Below are 18,322 nucleotides of genomic sequence, written 5' to 3'. Positions count from 1 at the left end.
TCAACAATGAAAATGAATTTGCCGCCATTTATCGAGATCTACCGCGCCCTGATTGCCACTCCGTCGATCAGCGCAACGGAAGAAGCACTCGATCAGAGTAATGCGTCTTTAATCAATCTGCTGGCAGGATGGTTTGGCGATCTTGGGTTCACTGTTGAAGTGCAGCCGGTACCCGGCACACGTAACAAATTCAATATGCTTGCCAGCGTCGGTAGCGGCGCGGGCGGGCTGTTATTAACCGGCCATACGGACACCGTGCCGTTTGACGATGGGCGCTGGACGCGCGATCCCTTCACCCTGACCGAGCACGACAACAAGCTCTACGGCCTTGGCACAGCGGATATGAAGGGCTTCTTCGCCTTTATTCTTGATGCCCTGCGTGACGTCGATGTGACAAAACTGAGCAAGCCGCTCTACATCCTCGCCACCGCCGATGAAGAGACCAGCATGGCGGGCGCGCGCTACTTCTCTGAGAATACGCAGCTGCGCCCGGATTGCGCGATTATTGGCGAGCCGACCTCACTGCAGCCGGTTCGCGCCCATAAAGGCCATATCTCCAACGCCATTCGCATTCTTGGCCAGTCCGGCCACTCGAGCGATCCGGCGCGCGGCGTCAACGCCATTGAATTGATGCACGATGCCATCGGCCATATCCTGACCCTGCGCGACAACCTGAAAGCGCGTTATCACTACGAAGCGTTCACCGTTCCCTATCCGACACTTAACCTGGGCCATATTCATGGTGGTGATGCGGCAAACCGTATCTGCGCCTGCTGTGAGTTACATATGGATATTCGCCCGCTGCCGGGGATGACGCTCGACGATCTCAACGGTCTGCTTAATGAAGCGCTGGAGCCGGTCAGTTCGCGCTGGCCGGGCCGCCTGAATGTCTTTGAACTCCATCCACCGATCCCCGGTTACGAATGCCCGCCGGATCATCAGCTAGTGGAAGTGGTGGAAAAACTGCTCGGCGTCGAAACGGAGGTGGTGAACTACTGTACCGAAGCGCCGTTTATCCAGACGCTCTGCCCGACGCTGGTCCTGGGCCCTGGCTCCATTAACCAGGCGCACCAACCGGATGAATACCTGGAAACGCGCTTTATTAAGCCAACGCGCGAGCTTATTACCCAGGTTGTGCACCATTTCTGTTGGCATTAAGCGCGACAAAACAGATGAATAATCCCCTCTGCTGAGGGGATTTTTATGCGCCAAAATAGTGCATTTCATAAGCGAAACTTATCTGCAGCAAAGGGTGTTAACTTTCATAAATTCCTGTGATTTATTCGTTTGCTGAACCGATTTCGCCGCAATTGACGTAGTGAGTTTTACGTGGCTTTATAAAAGACGGTGTCTTATATCTGCTCAACGGCGGGTATAACAAAACAAAATGAGATGGGGTGTCTGGGGTAACATGAACGAACAATATTCCGCGTTGCGTAGTAATGTCAGTATGCTCGGCAAACTGCTGGGAGATACCATCAAGGATGCACTGGGCGAGAACATTCTCGACCGCGTCGAAACAATCCGTAAGCTGTCCAAATCTTCTCGCGCTGGCAACGAAACCGACCGCCAGGCACTGCTCACCACCCTGCAGAATCTCTCTAATGATGAGCTGCTGCCGGTGGCTCGCGCATTCAGCCAGTTTCTGAATCTGGCGAACACCGCCGAGCAGTACCACAGCATTTCAGCGAAAGGCGAAGCGGCCAGCAACCCGGAAGTGATTGCCCGCACCATCAGAAAGCTGAAAGACCAACCTCATCTCAACGAATCCACCATTATCAATGCGATTGAATCCCTCTCGCTGGAGCTGGTACTGACCGCGCATCCGACGGAGATCACGCGTCGCACCCTGATCCACAAGATGGTGGAAGTGAACGCCTGTTTAAAACAGCTCGATAACAGCGATATCGCCGATTATGAGCGCCACCAGCTGATGCGCCGTCTGCGCCAGCTGATCGCCCAATCCTGGCATACGGATGAGATCCGCCGCAATCGCCCAAGCCCGGTTGATGAAGCGAAGTGGGGCTTTGCGGTGGTGGAAAACAGCCTGTGGGAAGGGGTGCCAAACTACCTGCGCGAGCTGAACGAACAGCTGGAAGAGAACCTGAATTACAAGCTGCCGGTCGATTTTGTCCCGGTGCGCTTTACCTCCTGGATGGGCGGCGACCGCGACGGCAACCCGAACGTCACCGCCGATATCACTCGCCACGTTCTGCTGCTTAGCCGCTGGAAAGCGACCGATCTCTTCCTGAAAGATATCCAGTTGCTGATTTCCGAGCTGTCGATGGTTGAGTGTACCGACGAGCTGCGCGAACTGGCCGGTGCCGAAGGCGCCCGCGAGCCGTATCGTTACCTGATGAAAAAGCTGCGCGGCGATCTGATCGCGACGCAGAGCTGGCTGGAAGCGCGCCTGAAAGGGCAGAAGCTGCCGAAGCCTGCCGGGCTGCTGACGCAAAACGAGCAACTGTGGGAGCCGCTCTACGCCTGTTATAAATCCCTGCAGGCCTGCGGCATGGGCATTATCGCCAACGGCGAACTGCTTGATACCCTGCGCCGCGTGAAGAGTTTCGGCGTGCCTTTAGTGCGTATCGATATTCGCCAGGAGAGCACCCGCCACACCGAAGCGCTGGGCGAGCTGACCCGCTATCTCGGCATCGGCGATTACGAAAGCTGGTCAGAAGCTGACAAACAGGCTTTCCTGATCCGCGAGCTTAACTCCAAACGTCCATTACTGCCGCGCCAGTGGGAGCCAAGCGACGAGACCCGCGAAGTGCTCGACACCTGCCGGGTGATCGCCGAAGCGCCGCGCGGATCGATTGCTGCGTATGTGATCTCGATGGCGAAAACGCCGTCCGACGTGCTGGCCGTCCATCTGCTGTTGAAAGAGGCCGGGATCGGCTTCGCCCTGCCGGTTGCACCGCTGTTTGAAACCCTTGATGACCTGAACAACGCCAATGACGTGATGAGCCAGCTGCTCAATATCGACTGGTATCGCGGCTTTATTCAGGGCAAACAGATGGTGATGATTGGCTACTCCGACTCCGCGAAAGATGCGGGCGTGATGGCCGCCAGCTGGGCGCAGTACCAGGCACAGGACGCATTGATCAAAACCTGTGAGAAAGCGGGCATTGAGCTGACGCTGTTCCACGGTCGCGGTGGATCTATCGGCCGCGGCGGCGCACCGGCGCACGCGGCGCTGCTCTCGCAACCCCCTGGCAGCCTGAAAGGCGGCCTGCGCGTCACTGAGCAGGGCGAGATGATCCGCTTTAAATATGGTCTGCCGGAAGTGACCATCAGCAGCCTCTCGCTGTACACCAGCGCGATTATGGAAGCCAACCTGCTGCCGCCGCCGGAGCCAAAAACCGAATGGCGTCACATTATGGATGAACTGTCGGCCATCTCCTGCGAGATGTACCGCGGTTATGTGCGCGAAAACAAAGGCTTTGTGCCCTACTTCCGCTCGGCAACGCCGGAGCAGGAGCTGGGCAAGCTGCCGCTGGGTTCGCGTCCGGCAAAACGTCGCCCGACCGGCGGCGTCGAGTCGCTGCGCGCGATTCCGTGGATCTTCGCCTGGACGCAGAACCGCCTGATGCTGCCGGCCTGGCTCGGCGCGGGTGCGGCGCTGCAAAAAGTGGTGGAAGATGGCAAACAGAGCGAACTGGAAGCGATGTGCCGCGACTGGCCCTTCTTCTCCACGCGCCTTGGCATGCTGGAGATGGTCTTCTCGAAAGCGGATCTGTGGCTGGCAGAGTATTACGATCAGCGGCTGGTGAAACCGGAGCTGTGGCCGCTGGGCAAAGAGCTGCGTAAGCTGCTGGCGGCTGATATTAAAGTGGTGCTGGATATCGCCAACGACTCCCATCTGATGGCCGATCTGCCGTGGATTGCTGAATCTATCCAGTTACGTAACATCTACACCGACCCGCTCAACGTGCTGCAGGCCGAGCTGCTGCAACGCTCGCGTCTGGCAGAAGAGCAGCAAAAAGAGCCTGATAGCCGCGTCGAGCAGGCGCTGATGGTGACCATCGCTGGCGTCGCCGCCGGGATGCGTAACACCGGCTAATCTTCTCACGTTAGTTTTGTTAACCGATTGCAGCATTTTTATCTTTTGGGTAAAAATGCTGCAAATTTTGGTTGTCATCTATCCTTCACATTCCTTATATTCCTCGCGAAATTCTCACATCCTGGTGAGTCTTCACCACAATAAACCCGCCTGAATAGTGACATTCAGGTTTGCTTAAGCTTTAGCCGCTATGTTTTAGCGCTATTTATTCGCACAGGCACTTCGTATGCGCTCCACACAATCTCATGCTAAACAATCGTTTAGTATGAAAGCCCTTGGATGGGCTCTGCTCTATTTTTGGTACTTCTCCACGGTTCTGCAGGTCGCTATCCTGGTTAGCGGATACAGCGGCACCAACGGTTTTCGCGACTCCATTCTCTTCAGCTCGCTGTGGTTGATCCCGGTCTTCCTCTTCCCACGCTATACGCGCGCCATCGCGGCGGCTATTGGCGTAGTGTTGTGGGCCACTTCGCTGTCGATGCTCTCCTACTACGTCATCTACGGGCAGGAGTTCTCGCAGAGCGTGTTGTTTGTGATGTTCGAAACCAACACCCATGAAGCGAGCGAGTTTTTAGGGCAATACTTCAGCCTGAAGCTGGTGCTGATTGCGCTGGCCTACACCGCGGGCGCGATCTTCCTCTGGACTCGCCTGCGTCCGGTTTACATTCCTAACCCATGGCGCTGGGTTGTCTCGTTCGCCCTGCTGTATGGGCTGATCCTCAATCCGATTGCGATAAACATGCTGAAATATAAGCAGGATCTCCCTAAGGCTGCCTCAGGATTAGCCTCCAAGCTGGAGCCTGCCGCGCCGTGGCAGCTGGTGATGGGTTATGTGCAGTATCGTAACCAGTTGAACAGCCTCAACAGGCTGCTCGACAGCAACCACGCTCTGCCGCCGCTGGCAAACCTGAAAGATGAGTCGGGCGATGCGCCGCGCACGCTGGTGCTGGTGATTGGTGAATCGACGCAGCGTGGCCGCATGAGCCTGTATGGCTACCCGCGCGAAACCACGCCGGAGCTGGATGCGCTGCATAAAAGCGATCCGCGGATGAGCCTCTTTACTAACGTAGTGACGTCACGTCCCTATACCATTGAGATCCTGCAACAGGCGCTGACGTTCGCCGATGAACAGCATCCGGATCTCTATCTGACGCAGCCCTCGCTGATGAACATGATGAAGCAGGCCGGGTACAAAACCTTCTGGATCACCAACCAGCAGACGATGACCGAGCGCAACACCATGTTGACCGTCTTTTCAAAACAGACGGATGTGCAGTTCTATATGAACCAGCAGCGTACGCAGAGCGCCCGTGAATATGACACCAACGTGCTGAAGCCGTTTAAAACCGTGCTCGCCGATCCTGCGCCGAAAAAGTTCATCATTGTGCACCTGCTCGGGACGCATATTCGTTACGACTTCCGCTACCCGCAAGGCTGGGGCAAGTTTACGGATAAGCACGACCATCAACCGCCGGGGCTGGATGCCGATCAATCCGAGACCTACAACAGCTATGACGATGCCAACCGCTTTAACGATCATGTTGTCTCCTCGCTGATTAATGATTACAAAGCGACCGACCCGAACGGCTTCCTGCTCTACTTCTCCGATCATGGCGAAGAGGTGTATGACACACCGCCGCACAATATTCAGGGGCGTAACGAAGCGGAGCCGACGCGCCATATGTACACCATTCCGTTTATCCTCTGGACGTCGGATAAGTGGCAAGCGGCGCATCCGCGGGATTTCTCCGCAGACCTCAACCGTAAATACAGCAGTTCGCAGCTGATCCACACCTGGTCGGATTTAGCTGGCCTGCGCTATGACGGCTATGACGCCACGCGCTCGGTGGTCAGCCCGCAGTTCGTTGAAGCGACGCGCTGGATCGGTAACCCGTATAAGAAAAACGCGTTACGGGATTACGACGCGCTGCCGTACGGCGATCTCCCTGCCAATCAGTAAGCGTGTAAAGCCATCCCATCGGGATGGCTTTTTTTTTAGCCTGGCGCTATGGTGAGCCTGTTTTTTTCGTCGCAGGAACATCATGAGTCACGATATTGCGTCTCTCCTCTCCCGCCTGATCCACGGTCCGGCAACGCTCAGGCAGATCCGCTTTGCGGCGGTGAACGCAACCGCGCCTGCGCTTGCCTGCCAGGTCGACTTCCCGCGCCTTGAAATCGTGCTGGAAGGGGCGCTGACCGATGCGGCGATCGCCGGCGAGACAGCATTGATGATGCAACATGATGTGCTGTACGTTCCCGCTGGCGGCTGGAACTGCCCGCGCTGGCTGGCACCGGCGAAAAGCTTAAGCGTGCTGTTTGGCAAACAGCAGCTCTGCTTTAGCCTTACGCAGTGGGATGGCGAAGCCCTCCAGACGCTGACCCGGCAGCACGTAGCCCGGCGCGGCCCGCGCATAGGCTCCTTCCTGCTGCAAACGCTGCACGAAATGCAGATGCAGCCAGATGAGCAGCATACGGCGCGGTTAATTGTCACCAGCCTGCTGAGCCACTGCCACGATCTGCTCGGCAGCCAGATCCATACCGCGTCGCGCAGCCAGGCGCTGTTTGAAGCTATTCGTGACTATATCGACGAACATTACGCCATGCCGCTCACCCGCGAGTCGGTCGCGCAGGCGTTCTACATCTCGCCCAACTACCTCTCCCATCTGTTTCAGAAAACCGGCGCGGTCGGCTTTAGTGAATATCTGACCCACACCCGGCTGGAGCATGCGAAAACGCTGCTTAAAGGCTACGACCTGAAAATCAAAGAGGTGGCGCACAGCTGCGGGTTTGTCGACAGCAACTACTTCTGCCGCCTGTTCCGTAAAAACACCGAACGCTCGCCCTCGGAGTATCGCCAGCACTACCACAGCCAGCTACGGGACAAATAATTCCGCGACTGGATTTTTGTACGCTGTTATACCCGCTTCTCGTCTACGTTCCGCGCCTGAATCCGCTTTTCATCGGAGTGCACTGCATTTTGTGAGCGCTGTCGCACTTCACCAGCATGCGTACATTTGTCCAGCGTTTGGCAGAATTGTTATATAGCCGCCGCCGCCTCGCAGACCGTATGCTTTCGCCAGATAATATTGATGAGGAAGCAGGATGGAACTTTATCTGGATACGGCCGATATCGCGGAAGTGGAACGCCTTGCGCGCATCTATCCGCTGGCAGGCGTTACCACCAACCCGAGCATTATTGCTGCCGGTAAAACTCCTCTGTGGGAGGTTTTGCCGCGCATGCAACAGGCAATAGGCGCGAACGGGACGCTCTTCGCCCAGGTGATGAGCCGCGATGCAGAGGGCATGGTGAGCGAGGCGAAAAGGCTTCACCACGCGCTGCCGGGTATTGTGGTTAAAATCCCGGTAACGGGCGAAGGGCTGGCGGCGATTAAGCAGTTGAAAAAAGAGGGGATCGTGACGCTCGGTACGGCGGTCTATAGCGCCGCGCAGGGTTTACTGGCTGCACTGGCGGGAGCCAAATATGTCGCGCCCTATGTTAACCGTGTCGATGCGCAGGGCGGCGATGGTGTGCGCATGGTGCAGGAGCTGCAAACCTTGCTGAGTTTGCATGCGCCGGAGAGCAAGGTGCTGGCAGCGAGCTTTAAAACCCCGCGCCAGGCGCTCGACTGTCTGCTCGCCGGATGCGAGGCGATTACCCTGCCGGTCGATGTGGCGAAGCAGATGCTCAATACGCCCGCCGTTGAATCCGCCGTCGAGAAGTTCGAGCAGGACTGGCAAGGCGCGTTTGGCAGCCTGAGCCTGTAATTTCCCCCGAACTAAACGGCAACGTTACAGGCCGGGCGCACGCCGAGGGTGTGGCAAATGGCATAGCTCATTTCGGCGCGGTTCAGGGTATAGAAGTGGAAATCTTTAACCCCTTCGCGGCTGAGGATCTTCACCATATCCATGGCGATATTCGCGCCGACCAGCTTGCGGGTTTCCGCATCGTCATCCAGCCCGGCGAACATTTGCGACATCCACGCCGGGATGCGCACGTTGGTCATGTCGGCGAACTTTTTCGCCTGCTTAAAGTTGGAGACCGGCAGAATGCCGGGAATGATCTCGACGTCGATACCGGTTGAGGCGCAGCGATCGCGAAAGCGCAGGTAGCTCTCAACATCGAAGAAAAATTGCGTGATGGCGCGGCTGGCGCCCGCATCGACTTTACGCTTCAGGTTGAGCAAGTCGGCCTGCGCGCTTTTCGCTTCCGGGTGCACTTCCGGGTAAGCAGCGACGGAGATATCAAAATCCGCCACCTCTTTTAACAGGCTCACCAGGTCGGTGGCATACATTTCAGGCTTTCCGCCGCCCGGCGGTAAATCGCCGCGCAGGGCAACGATATGGCGAATGCCGTTGTTCCAGTAATCCTGCGCGATGGTGCGCAACTCATCACGGGTGGCGTCGATGCAGGTCAGATGCGGCACCGCTTCCAGCCCGGTGCGATCTTTAATCCCTTTAATAATGCTGTGCGTGCGGTCGCGTTCGCCGGAGTTCGCGCCGTAGGTGACCGAAACGAATTTCGGCTTCAGGCTGCTTAAGCGATCGATGGAGCTCCATAAGGTCTGTTCCATTTCACTGGTGCGCGGCGGGAAAAACTCAAAGGAGACGTTAATCTGGCCGTGAACTTCCGCCAGGCTCTGGTTCAGGGCTTCCCGCTGATTGGCGTGAAAAAAGCTCATACCTTACCTCATCAATCACAAGTCATTATTCAGGGTGAGTGAACTTCTATACGTTTAGACGTCCAGATGTAAAAATGACGGAAATCGTACAAAGCGTCAACAGAAATATCTCGATTGTGCGTGAGGAGTTTTCAGCGAAGATGAAAAAGATTCATGAGGCGGGAACACTCCCCTCCCGGAGCGGGAGAGGAGTTGCAGCGAGGGCTACAGCAGCTGTGCGAGGCGGTTAATATCGGACTGAATAGCGCCCGCGGTGACATCCCGGCCTGCGCCCGGCCCGCGGATCACCATCGGGTTATCACGATACCAGCGGCTCTCAATCGCAAAGACGTTATCGCACGGCAGCAGCGCGGCCAGCGGATGCTCCGGGCGCACCGCTTCAACGCCAACGCGCGCTTTGCCATTGGCATCGAAACGGGCGACGTAACGCAGCACCAGCCCCAGCTCGCGGGCGGCTTCAAGGCGCTGGAGCATCTGCTCATTTAACGCCTCGCCATTCTCGAAGAAGTGATCGACGGATTCTGCTTCGCAGCCCGGCGGCACCAGCGACTCGACGCGCACCTGATCCGGCTCGATGTCATACCCCGCTTCGCGGGCGAGGATCACCAGCTTGCGCATCACATCTTTACCGGAGAGATCGACGCGCGGGTCCGGCTCGGTCAGCCCCTGCTGCCACGCCTGATCCACCAGCTCGGTGAAGGGCACGCTGCCATCAAACTGCAGGAACAGCCAGGAGAGCGTACCGGAGAAGATACCGCTGATCGCCAGAATCGAATCGCCGCTGTCGCGCAGATCGCGCACGGTGTGGTTAACCGGCAGACCCGCGCCGACGGTGGCGTTATAGAGCCAGTGGCGGCCAGTTTTTTCAAAGGCGTCATGGATCTGGCGGAAGCGATCGCTTTTGCTCGCGCCCGCCAGCTTGTTAGCGCTGATGACATGGAAACCGTGGCTGGCGAAATCGAGATACTGCTCCGCAAGCTGCTCGCTGGCGGTGACATCCAGCACCACTAAATCATCATACGGATGGGCGCGCATCCACAGGAACAGCGACTCCTCATCCTGCTCTACCGCCTCATCATTAAAGAAGGCAAGCGCGCGGCTGGCATCCAGCCCGTCGTAGCTCAACAGGCTGCGGCGGCTATCAACCACGCCTGCCAGCACAAACTCAAACCCGGTGCGCGCAGAGAGCGCGCTCTGCTCGCGAGAGAAAAGCTCAAGCCAGCGCGAGCCGATATTGCCTTTACCAAACAGCACCAGACCAATGCGTTTTTCCGCGCGGAACAGTGACTGGTGCAGACCCTGGATCAGGCTCTCGGTCGGGCCGACGCGCAGCACGGCCACCAGGCTGATCCCTTCGTCCGATTGCCAGATAAACTCGACCGGCTGCCCTTTTAACTGCTGCCAGAAGCGGTGGCTGTGCAGCGGATTGCGGCATACGCCCGCGCCGACCATCGCCACCAGCGCCAGCCCCTGGCGTAAACGCAGCTCGCCCGGCAGACCCGCCTCATCAAGCAGTTTAAAGACGCTGTCGACCACTTCGGAGGTGTAGCAGAGTTGCAGCAGATTGCGGTCAGCGTGAACACCGACCGCCAGCGGGCGCACCTGCGCGCGCTTGAGAATAATGTCGATCTCTCTGTGCGCCAGCTTGAAGTCCTGTCCTGACGGCACGAGGAACTCAATCAGGCAGACATCATCATGGCTGGTAACAATGCGTGCCCCGGTGCCGGAAGCGAGCACGCGCTCAATGCGCGTTGAACCCTGTTCGGGGTTGTAGCTGCAACGCAGTTGCAGATCGATATTGCTGCCGGAAACCGGCTGTAATGTGCGGGCATGCAGCACCGGTGCGGCCAGGCGCGCCAGCTCGCTCGCTTCATCCAGACGCAACAGCGGCAGCAGACAGGCATCTTTCACTTTGCGCGGGTCGGCGCTGTAGACCCCGGCGACGTCGCTCCAGATGGTCACGCGCGAAACATCGCCCAGTGCGCCGATCTGCGTTGCCGAGTAGTCGGAACCGTTACGGCCAAGCAGCACGGTTTCGCCCGCGTCGTTGCGGCTGATAAAGCCGGTCACCACAATTCGTTTGCCAGGATGCTGCGCCAGCTGCTGCTGCAATAAGGGGTAAGAGGCCCCTTCATTGACCTGCGGCTGCGCGCTGCGCTCGGCGCGGAGGAAGTCGCGGGCATCGAGCCAGGTGGCGTCAAGCTCCTGCTGATTCAGCACCGCTGCCATCAAGCGCGCGGACCAGATTTCACCGTGCCCCACTACTTCGGCATAAACGGCATCGTTGATACCGCTGTCGAGCAGCGCGGCGAGGTGCTCCAGATCGTGAATAAAGGCGCTGGACAGGCCATCGGCTACATCGGCAGGTAACAGGCCGTTAATTAATTCGAGCTGATAGCGGCGCAGCGATTGCTGCACCTGATGCGCAGAGAGGCGATCGGTCTGGCTCAGTTTAAGCCAGCTGATCAACTGGTTGGTGGTGCTACCGGCGGCCGAAACCACCATCATGTCGCCCGGCTGCGAGTACTCCGCCATGATCCCTGCTACGCGCAGATAACACTTCACATCCGCCAGACTACTGCCACCAAATTTGTGCAGCTGACGAGCCTTCGTCCCTGCCTGCGCAATCACACTCATGTTTACCCCTCAGCGGCGATCCGGAAGCCATTTTCCAGATCGGCAATCAAATCTTCACTATCTTCAATACCGGTTGAGATGCGCAGCAGCGTCTCACCGATCCCAGCGGCGGCGCGTGCTTCCGGCGCCATGCCCGCGTGGGTCATGGTCGCGGCGTGGGAGATTAAACTCTCAACCCCGCCTAACGATTCCGCCAGTGTAAACAGCGACAGTCCGCTCAGGAAACGACGCAGCGTCTGCTCATCGCCAGCCAGTTCAAAACTCAACATCGCGCCAAAGCCCTTTTGCTGACGCGCCGCAATCTCATGCCCCTGGTTATCCGGCAGAGAGGGATGGTACAGCTTTTTCACCAGCGGCTGAGTCTGCAAAAAGTCGACAATCGCCTGCGCGTTACGCTGCGCCACTTCCATGCGCGGCGACAGGGTGCGCAGCCCGCGCAGCAGCAAATAGCTGTCGAAAGCGCTGCCGGTGACGCCAATATTATTCGCCCACCATGCCAGTTCGGTGACGGTCGCCTCATCCTTCGCAATCACCACGCCGGCTACCACATCGGAGTGGCCGTTGAGGTATTTGGTGCAGGAGTGCAGCACCAGATCCGCCCCCAGCGCCAGCGGGTTTTGCAACGCCGGGCTCAGGAAGGTGTTATCCACCACGCTTACCGCACCCGCTTCCCGCGCAAACCCACAGATTTTCGCAATATCTACGACGCGCAACAATGGGTTACTGGGAGTTTCTACCAGCACCAGCTTCGGTTTTTCCGCCAGCGCCGCTTTCAGCGCCTGCTCATCGCCCTGATCGACAAACTTCACGCGGTAGCAGCCGCGCTTCGCCAGGCTATCAAACAGACGATAGCTGCCGCCGTAACAGTCGTGCGGTGCCACCAGCAGATCGCCAGGCTTAAGGAACACCGTGGTCACCAGGTGAATTGCCGACATGCCGGTATTGGTCATCACCGCGCCTGCACCGCCCTCCAGCTCCGCCAGCGCGCGCTGCACCACATCACGCGTAGGATTACCGCGGCGCGAGTAGTCGTGGGCGCGAGGTTCGTTAAAACCGGTGAAGTTATAGGTACTGGAGAGGTGAATCGGGGGGACAACGCAACCGTACTGCTCGTCATCGTTCAATCCGCTACGCACTGCGATGGTGGCCTGTTTACGCGTCATGGTGAAGGCTTCCTGGCTTAATGGATGAAAAGTCAGGTCACAGAGTAAACACTGGAATAATAGACGTCAATACATCTGGACATCTAAACTTCTTTGCGTATAGATTGAGCAATCGCATAATAGCCGTTAAAATTATATGCTTTCGTACGATATTGCAGAGCGATACACGGTGTCACCCCGATGACTCTACGGTAAACTACGCGCAATTACGGCCCGGCGCGACCGGGTATAGATCAATGACTGAGAGGATTAAAGGTATCTCATGGCTGAATGGAGCGGCGAATATATCAGCCCATACGCTGAGCACGGCAAGAAGAGTGAGCAAGTAAAAAAAATTACGGTGTCCATTCCTCTTAAGGTGTTAAAAATCCTCACCGATGAACGTACCCGTCGTCAGGTGAATAACCTGCGCCACGCCACCAACAGCGAACTGCTGTGCGAGGCGTTTTTACATGCGTTTACCGGCCAGCCTTTGCCGAATGATGAAGACCTGCGTAAAGAGCGCAGCGATGAGATCCCGGAAGAGGCGAAAGTGATTATGCGTGAAATGGGTATCGACCCGGATACGTGGGAATACTGATCGCAATAAAAAGGGCGGAAATCATATTCCGCCCTTTTTTGATTTATCGCACCTGCTTATCAGAAACGCGTCACTTCCGGATGCACTTCTGCCAGTGAGAGCAGGTAAGACATAAATACGTTTTTCATTGCTGTCAGCATACAAATGATCCTTTTACGCTCAAATAGTGTGAGGAGATGTATGGCGACAGGGTATGCCTGTTTTTTGACCAGAGCAATATTTTTGTGAAGCTCATCACAAAAATATTCCCCCTGAGGCAAACCGCAGAGACAAAAAAAGCGCCTTTCGGCGCTTTTTTCTTTGGCAACTTACTTGCTGCCCGGGATGCTGAAGCGTTTGTTGAAACGGTCAACACGGCCACCAGTTGCAACATCACGCTGCTTACCGGTGAAGAACGGGTGGCATTTACCACACACGTCCAGGTTCAGATCGTGACCCAGAGTAGAGTGGGTTTCGATCACGTTACCGCAAGAACAGGTTGCAGTAATCGCTACGTAATTCGGGTGAATACCTTTTTTCATGGGGAAACCTCAGTTTAAGGCCGCGTCGCTCTTCCAGCCCTAACGCCAGACACCACGCGAGTTGATATGTAAGTGAATCTTTGACGCCGCAATGAGCATCAAAGGCGGCGAATCATACAGAAATTAACCAGCGTATGCAAACTGATCCGCTCGACCGTCTTAACAATGTGTATACTAACCCGCCACTTTTCAAGTCAGGATGATGAAATGCCCGTCGCCCACGTTGCGCTCTCTGTACCGCTGCCCCGCACTTTCGATTACCTGCTGCCGGAGGGAACCCCCGCCAGCGCTGGTTTTCGCGTGCGCGTGCCGTTCGGTAACCAGACCCGCGTCGGGATTGTGGTGGCGGTCAGCGACAAAAGCGAGCTGCCGCTGGCGGAGCTGAAAAGCGTCGAAGAGGTGCTCGACAGCGAGCCCGCGTTTTCAACGCCCGTCTGGCGGATGCTGCTCTGGGCGGCTGATTACTATCACCATCCAATTGGCGATGTGTTATTCAATGCCCTGCCCGTTCTGCTGCGCCAGACCAAACCGGCCAGCGCCGAGTTTCAGGGCTACTGGTTCGCCACTGAACAGGGGCAGGCCACCGACATTAACCGCATCAAGTCGCCAAAACAGCAGCAGGCGTTATCGGCGCTGCGCAAAGGCAAAGTGTGGCAGCATCAGCTAGCGGCGTTAGATCTGAAAAGCGTGACCCTGCAAGCCCTGCGCGCAAAAGGGCTGGTAGAGATGAACAGCGAAGCGCCGACGTTTACGGACTGGCGCAGCACCTTTTCCGTCAGCGGCGATCGTCTGCGGCTCAATACCGAACAGGCCACCGCCGTCGGCGCGATCCACAGCGCAGCAGATCGCTTCTCCGCCTGGCTGCTGGCGGGCGTCACCGGATCGGGCAAAACGGAAGTCTATCTGAGCGTGCTGGAAAATGTGCTCGAACAGGGCAAGCAGGCGCTGGTGATGGTGCCGGAAATTGGCCTGACGCCACAAACCATCGCCCGTTTTCGCGAGCGGTTTAATGCTCCTGTCGAAGTGCTGCACTCTGGACTTAACGACAGTGAACGCCTGACCACCTGGCAGAAAGCAAAGAGCGGTGAAGCGGCGATTGTCATCGGCACGCGCTCCTCGCTCTTCACCCCTTTTAAAAACCTTGGCGTGATCGTCATCGATGAGGAGCACGACAGCTCCTATAAACAGCAGGAGGGGTGGCGTTACCATGCGCGCGATCTGGCTGTTTACCGTGCGCACAGCGAGCAAATCCCGATAATTCTCGGTTCGGCGACGCCGGCGCTGGAGACGCTGCACAACGTGCGGGCGCGGAAATACCACATTCTGCGTCTGACCCGCCGCGCAGGCAACGCACGCCCGGCGATGCAGCACGTGCTGGATATGAAAGCCCAGCCGCTGCAGGCGGGTCTGGCTCCTGCCTTAATCAACCGCTTGCGTCAGCATCTGCAAGCGGGTAACCAGGCTATCCTTTTCCTTAACCGGCGCGGCTTCGCCCCGGCGCTGCTCTGCCATGATTGCGGCTGGATCGCCGAGTGCGCGCGCTGCGATCACTACTACACCTTCCATCAGGCGCAGCAGCATCTGCGTTGCCACCACTGCGACAGCCAGCGCCCGGTGCCGCGCCAGTGTCCGTCGTGCGGCTCCACCCACCTGCTGCCGGTTGGACTTGGTACCGAACAACTGGAGCAGGCGCTGGCCCCGCTGTTTCCCGGCGTACCGATTTCGCGCATTGACCGCGACACCACCAGCCGCAAGGGCGCGCTGGAGCAGCATCTTGCCGAAGTGCATCGCGGCGGTGCGCGCATTTTGATCGGCACCCAGATGCTCGCCAAAGGGCACCACTTTCCGGATGTTACGCTGGTGGCGCTGCTCGACGTCGACGGCGCGCTCTTTTCCGCCGATTTCCGCGCCGCAGAGCGCTTTGCTCAGCTCTATACCCAGGTTTCCGGCCGCGCCGGACGCGCTGGCAAACAGGGCGAGGTGGTGCTGCAAACGCACCATCCGGAACATCCGCTGCTGCAAACTCTGCTGCATAAAGGCTACGACACCTTTGCCGAGCAGGCGCTGGCCGAGCGCCAGACGCTGCAACTCCCGCCGTGGACCAGCCATGTGCTGATCCGTGCGGAAGATCAGAACAACCAGCATGCCCCCCTCTTCCTGCAACAGCTGAAAAACCTGCTGCAGGCGAGCCCGCTGGCAGATAACCAACTCTGGATCCTCGGCCCGGTTCCGGCGCTGGCGGCCAAGCGCGCCGGGCGCTACCGCTGGCAAATCCTGCTGCAACACCCCTCCCGCATTCGCCTGCAACATATTGTGCACGGCGCGCTGGCGCTGATTAATACCCTGCCCGATGCCCGACGCGTAAAATGGGCGCTGGATGTCGATCCGATCGAGAGCTAATGCTGCGAGCCAGCGCGTAAAATAGAATGCCCGTCACACTTTTTGTGAAATTTCTGTAACCGATGCGCTTAACTATCTGATAAAAATGTGACTACGCCTGCGCCGTGCATGCGAGGAGAACAAGGTGAAACCGAAAAATCAGGTTGCGGCAGCAACCATGAAAGATGTTGCCATGAAAGCAAAGGTTTCTACGGCAACCGTATCTCGTGCATTAATGAACCCGGAAAAAGTGTCACAGGCGACCCGCAACCGCGTTGAGCAGGCCGCCATGGAAGTGGGCTACCTGCCGCAGTCGATGGGCCGCAATGTGAAGCGCAATGAGTCCCGTACCCTGCTGGTAATTGTGCCGGATATCTGCGATCCCTTCTTCAGTGAGATTATCCGCGGCATCGAAGTGACCGCTGCGGAGCATGGCTACCTGGTACTGATTGGCGACTGCGCCCATCAAAATCAGCAGGAAAAGACCTTTATCGATCTGATCATCACCAAGCAAATTGATGGCATGCTGCTGCTCGGTTCACGTCTGCCGTTTGACGCCAGCATTGAAGAGCAGCGCAATTTACCGCCGATGGTGATGGCCAATGAGTTCGCGCCGGAGCTGGAGCTGCCGACGGTGCACATCGACAACCTGACGGCGGCCTTTAATGCCGTCTCTTATCTGCAGGAGCAGGGACACCAGCTGATTGGCTGTATCGCCGGCCCGGAAGAGATGCCGCTCTGCCACTACCGCTTGCAGGGTTACGTGCAGGCGCTGCGCCGCGCGGGTGCGACGGTAGATAAGGAGTATATTACGCGCGGTGATTTTACCTTCGAAGCCGGAGCGCAGGCGCTGGAGCAGCTTCTCTCCCTGCCGAAACCGCCGACTGCTCTCTTCTGCCATAGCGATGTGATGGCGCTCGGCGCACTGTCGCAGGCAAAACGCCGGGGCCTGAAGGTGCCGGAGGATCTGTCGATTATCGGCTTTGATAACATCTCGCTGGCAGAGTATTGCGACCCACCGCTCACTACCGTTGCGCAGCCGCGCTACGACATTGGGCGCGAAGCAATGCTGCTTCTGCTGGAGCAGTTGCAGGGCCACACGGTGAGCAGCGGCTCGCGACTATTAGATTGTGAATTAATCCTGCGTGGCTCAACGCGAGCGCTAACGTAAAGGCGGGGGCTTTCGGACGCCCTCTTCTGGTCAAAACCCCGTCGCTTAAGTAACATGGCGGGCTGTTAAACGAATATGAATACAGCGAAACGATAGTGGCCCAACGAGATTATGTACGCCGCAGCCAGTCGACTCCTGCGCGGCGAAAGAAGAGCACCTCAAAGAAAAAGCAGCGCAGCGCGCCTGCGGTCTCGCCAGCAATGGTCGCGATAGCGGCCGCCGTGCTGGTCGCCTTTATCGGTGGTTTGTACTTTATTACGCATCATAAGAAAGAAGAGTCAGAATCCCTGCAGAATCAGAAAGTGACCGGTAACGGCCTGCCGCCGAAACCGGAAGAGCGCTGGCGCTATATTAAAGAGCTGGAGAGCCGCCAGCCTGGCGTACGCGCGCCGACCGAGCCGACAGCCGGGGGCGAAGTGCAAAAACCGGAGCAGTTAACCGATGAGCAGCGCCAGCTGTTAGCCCAGATGCAGGCAGATATGCGCCAGACACCGACGCAGCTCAATGAGGTGCCGTGGAACGAGCAGACGCCGGAGCAGCGCCAGCAAACGTTGCAGCGTCAGCGCCAGGTTCAGCAGATGCAGCAGCAGCAGTCTCAGTGGACGCAAAGCCAGCCGGTTCAGCAACCACGTACGCAGCCGCGCACGGTGGAACAGCAGCCTGCGCGCGTTGCCACGCCGCCACGCCAGACGCAGCAAGCGCAGCAGAAGCCGGCCACTAATTCGCAGCCCTATCAGGATCTGCTGCAAACGCCGCCGCACAGCAACGCCGCGCAGCCAAAAGCGCAGCAGGCCGCGCCGGTAACGCGCGAAGCGGAAACGGCGAAGGCGCAGCCGACAGAGAAAAAAGATGAGCGTCGCTGGCTGATCCAGTGCGGCTCGTTCAAAGGCCAGGAGCAGGCGGAAACCGTCCGCGCGCAGCTGGCGTTTGAGGGCTTTGACTCACGCATCACCAGCAATAATGGCTGGAATCGCGTTGTGATGGGCCCGCTGAAAGGCAAAGAGAGCGCCGAAGCCACCCTCGGCAAGCTGAAACTGGCCGGTCACGCAAACTGCATTCGACTTTCCGCCGGGGGTTGAAACCCCCAAAATCTCCCCCATCTATAAATGCATTCTGCCCCGTACGCTGT

13 protein-coding genes are annotated in these 18,322 nt (G+C 57.8%); 9 read left to right on the top strand and 4 right to left on the bottom strand.

What is annotated here, in order from left to right; translation table 11 throughout:
- The first annotated feature begins 6 nt into the window (after nt 1–6).
- The 5 genes from argE (at nt 7) to fsa (ending at nt 7,828) form a co-directional block, all read left to right on the top strand.
- Nucleotides 7–1,158: an acetylornithine deacetylase gene (argE, locus tag SOM48_RS21280; protein WP_076768840.1), complete on the top strand. Its 1,152-nt coding sequence runs from the start codon at nt 7–9 to the stop codon at nt 1,156–1,158.
- Between the two features lie 253 nt (nt 1,159–1,411).
- Nucleotides 1,412–4,063, top strand: coding sequence for a phosphoenolpyruvate carboxylase (gene ppc, locus SOM48_RS21275; protein ID WP_320512954.1), 2,652 nt, complete (start codon nt 1,412–1,414; stop codon nt 4,061–4,063).
- Nucleotides 4,064–4,289: 226 nt separating this feature from the next.
- Nucleotides 4,290–6,023 carry a phosphoethanolamine transferase CptA gene (locus SOM48_RS21270; protein ID WP_128483915.1) on the top strand — a complete coding sequence of 578 codons (1,734 nt, stop codon included), beginning with the start codon at nt 4,290–4,292 and terminating at the stop codon, nt 6,021–6,023.
- Between the two features lie 82 nt (nt 6,024–6,105).
- Nucleotides 6,106–6,951 (top strand): helix-turn-helix transcriptional regulator, encoded by an 846-nt coding sequence (locus SOM48_RS21265; protein ID WP_128483916.1) that lies wholly within the window; start codon nt 6,106–6,108, stop codon nt 6,949–6,951.
- 214 nt (nt 6,952–7,165) lie between these two features.
- A complete protein-coding gene (fsa, locus tag SOM48_RS21260; RefSeq protein WP_320512953.1) occupies nt 7,166–7,828 on the top strand; it encodes a fructose-6-phosphate aldolase in 663 nt (220 codons plus the stop codon).
- Between the two features lie 11 nt (nt 7,829–7,839).
- On the opposite strand, the gene metF is transcribed toward fsa, so the two are convergent.
- From metF to metB, 3 genes are all read right to left on the bottom strand, one after another.
- Entirely contained in the window at nt 7,840–8,742 is a 903-nt protein-coding gene (gene metF / locus SOM48_RS21255; protein WP_076768844.1) for a methylenetetrahydrofolate reductase, read from the bottom strand.
- Between the two features lie 204 nt (nt 8,743–8,946).
- A complete protein-coding gene (locus SOM48_RS21250; protein ID WP_139966908.1) occupies nt 8,947–11,379 on the bottom strand; it encodes a bifunctional aspartate kinase/homoserine dehydrogenase II in 2,433 nt (810 codons plus the stop codon).
- 2 nt (nt 11,380–11,381) lie between these two features.
- On the bottom strand, nt 11,382–12,542 hold the full coding sequence (metB, locus tag SOM48_RS21245; RefSeq protein WP_320512952.1) for a cystathionine gamma-synthase: 1,161 nt from the start codon (nt 12,540–12,542) through the stop codon (nt 11,382–11,384).
- Nucleotides 12,543–12,804: 262 nt separating this feature from the next.
- Here metB and metJ point away from each other — a divergent pair, with 262 nt between their 5' ends.
- Nucleotides 12,805–13,122, top strand: a complete 318-nt coding sequence (gene metJ, locus SOM48_RS21240) for a met regulon transcriptional regulator MetJ (RefSeq protein ID WP_023479337.1) — start codon at nt 12,805–12,807, stop codon at nt 13,120–13,122.
- Nucleotides 13,123–13,430: 308 nt separating this feature from the next.
- On the opposite strand, the gene rpmE is transcribed toward metJ, so the two are convergent.
- Nucleotides 13,431–13,643 (bottom strand): 50S ribosomal protein L31, encoded by a 213-nt coding sequence (gene rpmE, locus SOM48_RS21235; RefSeq protein WP_023479344.1) that lies wholly within the window; start codon nt 13,641–13,643, stop codon nt 13,431–13,433.
- A gap of 207 nt (nt 13,644–13,850) precedes the next feature.
- Between rpmE and priA the strand changes: the two genes are divergently transcribed.
- From priA to ftsN, 3 genes are all read left to right on the top strand, one after another.
- Nucleotides 13,851–16,043, top strand: a complete 2,193-nt coding sequence (gene priA, locus SOM48_RS21230) for a primosomal protein N' (RefSeq protein WP_320512951.1) — start codon at nt 13,851–13,853, stop codon at nt 16,041–16,043.
- A 124-nt stretch (nt 16,044–16,167) separates the two neighbouring features.
- Nucleotides 16,168–17,193, top strand: a complete 1,026-nt coding sequence (gene cytR / locus SOM48_RS21225; RefSeq protein WP_042717055.1) for a DNA-binding transcriptional regulator CytR — start codon at nt 16,168–16,170, stop codon at nt 17,191–17,193.
- Between the two features lie 95 nt (nt 17,194–17,288).
- Nucleotides 17,289–18,272: a cell division protein FtsN gene (gene ftsN, locus SOM48_RS21220; RefSeq protein WP_320512950.1), complete on the top strand. Its 984-nt coding sequence runs from the start codon at nt 17,289–17,291 to the stop codon at nt 18,270–18,272.
- Nucleotides 18,273–18,322 lie beyond the last annotated feature (50 nt).

This window comes from Kosakonia sp. CFBP8986 (genome assembly GCF_034044935.1).
In the GTDB taxonomy this organism is placed as follows: domain Bacteria; phylum Pseudomonadota; class Gammaproteobacteria; order Enterobacterales; family Enterobacteriaceae; genus Kosakonia; species Kosakonia cowanii.
Note: the sequence above shows the minus strand (reverse complement) of the source record. Positions and strands in the feature narration are given on the sequence as shown.